This window comes from Vibrio anguillarum (assembly GCF_003390515.1).
GTDB lineage: Bacteria > Pseudomonadota > Gammaproteobacteria > Enterobacterales > Vibrionaceae > Vibrio > Vibrio anguillarum.
This window is the reverse complement of record NZ_CP031479.1, coordinates 3,010,846-3,017,570: the sequence shown is the minus strand read 5'-3', so window position 1 is coordinate 3,017,570 and position 6,725 is coordinate 3,010,846. Positions and strand designations below refer to the sequence as shown.

The following is a 6,725-nucleotide window of genomic DNA, read 5'->3' as shown; positions in this document are numbered from 1 at the left end:
TGATGACTATTTATTGCTTAAGTTCAGTCTGAGAACATGGAATTTACCGTTCAATTCCAACTCGATTTAGCCGATAAAAACTCACCTTGCCTAACGCCCAATTAAGTGGTGAACAACGCACTGGCCAAGCCGCTGCATTGCACCGTAAAGCACTTTACCTGACGCATAGTAAAACTGCCACGCGTTGAGAATCCGCTTGAATTGCTTGTTATGTGAATTTTACCGTGAATTCAAAGTAAACCACCGTAGAAATGAAGATATTTTAATAAGTTACGTGAAAAAACGATGCTTACCAAAACCTAAATTTCACAGCGATCTGAGCCAAAGAGAGCCACTTACAGAATCAACAACAAAGAAAGCGCCCTTTCAGCAACCGCTAAATTTTTTGCTTCACCAGACTTTCAAAGCTGAATGCCAGCAAATGAATCAGTCAAAAAGACATTTTAATTGAAGCGATTTGAAACTGACGAAATTCAACACAACCCAGATCGAAAACTCAATTGAGGCAACCCAAGAGACTTGGACGTGACCAATTGAAGCTCTTTCACGAACTCATTTCGACCAAGCCAACTTGCCGAAAGAACGGAACGAGTTCTCAATGAAATCGTAGAATTAACCTCAAAAACTCATCCAACACATAACGCCCGCTTAAGGGGCAGACAACGCTACTACTAACTTTCCGCATAACACCGTAATCACAAAAACCAACGCATAATAAAAATGCCGCGCGTTGGCTGTCCCTCTTGAAGCGTTTGTTAGCCCTTTTTCCCCAGTAAATCAATTAGTAAACTCGAAAACTTTTCTGGATTTTCTTGAGGTAACATGTGAGATTCATTTTCAATAACCACCAATTTTGAGTGTCTTGAAGCTCGTGCATCACTCTGTGTGGCCAGCCTAAATAAGTCTCGTGTTTTATCGCCATGCCCAAATATCAAAGACAGATCGATATTCGATAGACTTTGGGCATCAATCGATGGATGTTCTTGCTGATTTAGTTGCAAAGGCAATGTATAAGCTTGCTTTAACTGTAAACTCTTCACCTCAGTTGGTTGCTTATCGAAGTAACCATGACAATTCCCAGAACCGTCAATCAATGATTCAACAGCTAAACTCAAATCCCCCTGATGTACATGATTAAAAACAGGCTCAAACATTGACTCTGCATCCGCAACCCAAGTTTTCATTTCATCTTCTTGAACACAACCGGGATATCCCAGCTCATACAAAAATACCTTAGACAATGGCAATTGAGACGTTGCTATCATGTTCAATACAACATCTGCACCATAAGACCAGCCAACAACATTCACGGGCTTATCTGAAACTAACTTTTTCACAAGCTCACATAGTTCTTGAGCGTGTGAGTTCAGACCAAAAATTAAGTTATCATCATTGTCAAAATGACTTAAAGTCACTGAAACTACATCAAAATACTGAGACAACGAATCTGTATGAGGGAGCCACATAGAACCATCTGTTAATGCTCCATGAACCAAGACTAAATATTCACCACTACCTTTTTGAAAATATTTCACATGATATTCCTATTAAGGGCTAACGCCCTGTTAAGGTGTGAGCAGCGCAACACCAAAGCTACCGCATACCACCTTAATCACTAAGCGCAACGCATAGTAAAAATGCCACGCGTTGCGAATCACTCTTAAACAGATTGTTATACCTCTTGGATTCAAGTACGAAGTTTACGGTTTGAGTTAGCCACGAATTTGAGGGTAAAAAAGCTCATTTGCCGACAACATAAAACGAATGGCCGGAGAAACCTAAAAAGATAGAACTCCTAAATTTACCTGAGTTGCATAACGCCCAATTAAGGGGTGAGCAACGCTACCACCCAACCTAACGCATTGTACCGTAAACACTAAATTTGAAGTAGAAGCAAAAATGCCAAGCGTTGGGAATCCCTCTTAAATTGCTTGTTATGTGATTTTTACCGTGAATTCAAAGTAAACCACCGTAGAAAGGAAGAGATTTGAATAAGTTACGTACAAAAACGATGCTGACCAAAACCTAAATTTCACAGCGATCTGAGCCAAAGAGAGCCACTTGCAGAATCAACAACAAAGAAAGCGCCCTTTCAGCCACAACCAAACCTTTTGCGTCAACAAACTTTCAGAGCTGAGCTTCAGCAAGAGAATCAGTCAAAAAGACATTTCAATTAAAGCGATTTGAAACCAGCGAAACTCAACACAAACCAGATCCAAAACTTAATTGAGGCAGCCCAAGAACCTTGAAAACGATCAATATCAAGTTGTTCAAGAATCCATTTCGACCAAGCCAACTTGCCGAAAACACGGAACAAATTCTCAATGAAATCGCAGCTTTGACCTTAAAAACTCATCCAACACATAACGCCCAATTAAGGTGTGAGCCACGCTACCACGACACTAAAATGGGACGCCGTAAACACTGAACTTGACCCAAACCAAAAATGCCAAGCGTGGTGAATCACTCTTAAATTGTTTGTTATGTGCCTAGATCCTTATTAGTAGCAATAAAACACTGAATTTATTAAAATAGTTTGCTATCACTCATAGTATCTTGGAGTTCTAATGAACGTAAATTGTAGACTAGTCACTGCATCGATAATCGCTTTGATTCCATTCGCATCTGCCATTGTAGGCTTCATAGACGGCACTTGGTTTTCTGGTTTCGCTCTGTTATGTACTGCTGTACTATTCTTTGTTGTAATAAATGCAGGAATTATAGACAACATCGAAAGCGATTTCACGAAAGGTATGGTTGCTATCATTTGTTTGCTATCAGTTGCTCAAGTAGTTAGCACTAGTAAGTTTCTTGACTTTGATTCTGCGAAGAAAGACCGCGAAATTTTTTCAAAGGCGATAAATATAAGATATTGCCCTCAAGAGAATCAGCCTGATGAAAAGCTTAGACAAGCTTTCTCTAAACTGCATAACTCACTTATTATGCAATGTGCAACACAGCATATTCAAAATGCTCAAAATTTTATTTTTGACATCCAAAAAGCTCGACTCCTCGATCCTGCGACAGGGGCTGTTGACACAATCTACAGTCAATTAGTTGATAAAGAGAAAATTACGTGTATGAATGTTGCCAAACAACTAAACGAAATATGCCCTAATATACTAGATATTTAGGTCACTTAGACCACTGCGCACTTTATACGTTGCGTAGTGGTCTACACGGGGCACATAACGCCCGGCTAAGGGGTTGACAACGCACTACCGAACTCAAAAAACACACTCTTAGCCGGGCGTTATAACGCAAATGGAGTTTCTACGTTGAAAATGGATATATTTATAGTTGATGCATTTACAGATCAACAATTTAAAGGGAACTCAGCTGCGGTCATCCCTGTTGAGAAATGGCCTTCAGATGACCTAATGCAAAATATCGCAGCTGAAAATAACCTATCAGAAACAGCTTATGTCAAAGCGGTAGGCTCTAATCAATACGAGATTCGTTGGTTTTCACCAATGACTGAAATTGACTTTTGTGGGCATGCTACGTTGGCATCTGCTTTCGTATTGTTTAACGAGCTTGGTGTAACTCACCAAATCGAGTTCATAACTCGTGAAGTTGGTAACTTAACGGTCATTCTTAATGCGAACAACGAAATCGAAATGACCTTTCCTAACCAAAAACCAGAAGCTGTATCACTTGTTCCCGCACAGCTATTGGTCGGCTTATCGAAACAGCCGGTAGAGGTGCTAAAAAATAGACAAGCATATTTTGCCGTCTATGAGAATGAGCATGATGTTCTTGAAGTGACTTACGTTTCTGAACAACTGAAACAGCTCGCGCCATTGGATGTGGTCGTTACTTCTAAATCTAAAGACTATGACTTCATATCTCGTTACTTTTGGCCTGCGAACGGTGGTGACGAAGATCCTGTGACAGGCTCTATTCATTCTGGGCTAGCTCCTTACTGGGCTGATAAGTTGGGTAAATCAGATTTAGTTGCGTACCAAGCTTCAAGAAGAGGTGGTGTCTTAAAGTGCAGCGTGTCAGGTAAATCAATAGTCATCTCTGGAAAAGGTGTTTTGTATCTTAAAGGGCAGGTTTACGTTTAGTGGAAATCTTCGTTATAACAAACAATTTAAGAGGGATTCCCAACGCTTGGCATTTTTGTATCTACTTCAATTTTAGTGGTTACGGTACAATGCTTTAGGTTGGGTGGTAGCGTTGCTCACCCCTTAATTGGGCGTTATGTGCTTTGGTATCGTTGGAGGTAACGATGGAATTTGAAGTTGATGACCAAAAATTGGCTGCTTTATTAAATCAACGAGTGGTTCCTGTGTTATATCGCACAGGAGAAAAAGGAGCCCCGTTATATGTGAAGCTTCCATTTGAAAAAACAAATATGGCTTGGTTGAGAAATAATGCAACTAGAAAGCCTAAATGGAATGCGGAGCATAAATGGTGGGAAACTCCCAAAGCTTGGTTCAATGACTTAGTTAAGCGTTGCCTACATAAATATGGGAAAGTATATGTTATCCAACCATATAGGCAGCAAGAAAAGTGCGCACCAGCATGTTGGAATGCAGAAGGGCATGAGTGTCAGTGTTCGTGTATGGGCGAGCATCATGGCTCAATGAATTCTGTAAATGACTGGTATGTCGTATCAGACACTTTTGCTACCAAATGGCACCACCTTTCGGTTGCATGCCGGCTAATGACGAAAAAATAAAAACGCACATAACAAACAGTTCAAGAGGGATTCAGCACGCGTGGCATTTTTAGTATGCGTTAGTTTCGGTGTTGAAGTGGAATGCAGTAACATCGGTATTGCGTGCTTCACCCCTTAACTGGGCGTTATGTTTTTAAGGAGAATTACGTGCCAGTCGTTATTGTTTTGATCTTGTTTTCTTTGATTTCTCCATTTTTGCTCAAGCTATATGTTACCTATGCACCCGGCGAAATGATCGGCGACATTAATGGTTGGTTAGGCTTCCTTGGTGGATATTCAGGTGGGGTTTTGGCATTCCTTGCTGCCTATATGATATTTCACAAGCAAAGGGCTGAAAACGTTAGACCATTTTTGATTACGGAGCCTTCATTAAAAGACAAGAGTTCGAAGCAGTGCCTTTACTTTCTTGAAAATTATGATGTAAAAGTTGACCTTGAAACATATGTTACCAGTGATCCTAATCGTGATGACAAGTTTATCGACTTAGCTTTAAAGAACATTGGTATAGGACCTGCGTTAGATGTAAATATCTTTAATTCAAAAGGTAAAAAGATCGCATTAGCTGATCTGTCTACTGGGGTTTTCCAAGAGTTTCGCTCATTAGGTCACATTGCTCCAGGTGAGCATATGAGCTGGGTATTTTGTATTGATAGTAATTTGGCAAGTCAATCTGGAGAGTACAAAGAGGAACTTACGTTGGAGTACAAAGACATTTATAGTAATAAGCATGTATACAAACTCCATGTTTTTCTAAATGTACCACGAGTTAAAGCTGGCATTAGTTTAAAAACATAACAAACAATTTAAGAGTGATTCAGCACGCTTGGCATTTTTGGTTTGGGTTAAGTTTAGTGTTTACGGTTGTCAAATTGAGTGTCGCGGTCGCGTGCTTCACACCTTAATTGGGCGTTATACAGATAGAGGTGACCATGTGAGAGATAGCATCTTTTCTTTAGTCTTTTTGAGAAGAAATAAAGAGATTTCGTTGGGGAAGTGGATAAAATTCTTACTCTTAGAAATATATCTTGGTGAGCAGTTGCTTGAAATGATTTCCACTACTGCCGCTTATAATGAAGATGATCAATACGAAAAAACAGGTCAGGTTCAATTTGGTGACTCTCTAAATGGGTGGTCTAAACCCCTCGTTTACTACATCCCTTCAACTATGATTAATAAGTGGCTTTGCTCATCCATTCTTGAACTATTGGAATATAAATACGTCGCTCACTACCAGTTACTTACATCTAGAGACAATGTAGCAGATACTGAAAATTGCTATGGCTTAAATCATGATAACATTCATCAACTTACAGAGCTTAAGCTAGCTTATAATAGCATTTGGGTAACTATGAATATTATCGTTGATGTTGTTGTTTACTTGGTTACGAAAAATCTCTCAGCAACATTGGCAACGGGTGCGTTTATAGAGTTTATACGTAGGTTTAAGTGGTAAGTATCTGTATAACAAGCAATTTAAGAGGGATTCCCAACGCTTGGCATTTTTGCTTCTACTTCAATTTTAGTGGTTACGGTACAATGCTTTAGGTTGGGTGGTAGCGTTGCTCACCCCTTAATTGGGCGTTATGTGAATGGGAGATTCCAATGGACAAGGTAGTCAAAGATCGCTTCGATGAATATCCGGAAAATGTTCGTATTAGGCTAGAGGAACTGCGAAATCTAGTCTTTCAAATCGTATCTGAATTGGATCTGGGTGATGTTGATGAATCTCTAAAATGGGGTGAGCCAAGCTACAGCGTAAAAACAGGCAGTCCACTAAGAATGGATTGGAAGCTGAAGTCTCCTAATAATTATTACCTGTTTTTTAATTGCCAAACTAAGCTAGTCGATACATTTCGGGAATTGTATTGTGAAGAACTGGAGTTTCAGGGAAACAGAGCAATAGTGCTGTCCTTATCGAAACCGTTGCCAGAAACAGCAATCAAATCCTGTTTAGAGTTAGCTTTAACCTATCAGCAGCGCAAAAACTTTCCTCTTTTGGGTGCTTGAAAAAATTCACATAACAAACGGCTCAAGAGGG

At 39.8% G+C, this 6,725-nt stretch carries 7 protein-coding genes; 6 read left to right on the top strand and 1 reads right to left on the bottom strand.

The genetic code is table 11. The features are described 5' to 3' along the window. Positions 1-755 precede the first annotated feature (755 nt). Positions 756-1,535, bottom strand: coding sequence for an alpha/beta fold hydrolase (locus DD616_RS16480; protein ID WP_208871932.1), 780 nt, complete (start codon positions 1,533-1,535; stop codon positions 756-758). 1,032 nt (positions 1,536-2,567) lie between these two features. Between DD616_RS16480 and DD616_RS16470 the strand changes: the two genes are divergently transcribed. The 6 genes from DD616_RS16470 (at position 2,568) to DD616_RS16440 (ending at position 6,694) form a co-directional block, all read left to right on the top strand. Continuing rightward, positions 2,568-3,134 carry a hypothetical protein gene (locus DD616_RS16470; protein WP_208871931.1) on the top strand — a complete coding sequence of 189 codons (567 nt, stop codon included), beginning with the start codon at positions 2,568-2,570 and terminating at the stop codon, positions 3,132-3,134. A gap of 144 nt (positions 3,135-3,278) precedes the next feature. Next, positions 3,279-4,070, top strand: a complete 792-nt coding sequence (locus DD616_RS16465) for a PhzF family phenazine biosynthesis protein (RefSeq protein ID WP_029190005.1) — start codon at positions 3,279-3,281, stop codon at positions 4,068-4,070. Between the two features lie 164 nt (positions 4,071-4,234). Then, positions 4,235-4,687: a hypothetical protein gene (locus DD616_RS16460; protein WP_170901582.1), complete on the top strand. Its 453-nt coding sequence runs from the start codon at positions 4,235-4,237 to the stop codon at positions 4,685-4,687. A 147-nt stretch (positions 4,688-4,834) separates the two neighbouring features. After that, positions 4,835-5,482, top strand: a complete 648-nt coding sequence (locus tag DD616_RS16450) for a DUF8453 domain-containing protein (protein WP_208871930.1) — start codon at positions 4,835-4,837, stop codon at positions 5,480-5,482. A gap of 136 nt (positions 5,483-5,618) precedes the next feature. After that, positions 5,619-6,140 (top strand): hypothetical protein, encoded by a 522-nt coding sequence (locus DD616_RS16445; RefSeq protein WP_146162321.1) that lies wholly within the window; start codon positions 5,619-5,621, stop codon positions 6,138-6,140. 149 nt (positions 6,141-6,289) lie between these two features. Continuing rightward, positions 6,290-6,694, top strand: coding sequence for a DUF1801 domain-containing protein (locus DD616_RS16440; protein ID WP_094182979.1), 405 nt, complete (start codon positions 6,290-6,292; stop codon positions 6,692-6,694). Positions 6,695-6,725: the final 31 nt, after the last annotated feature.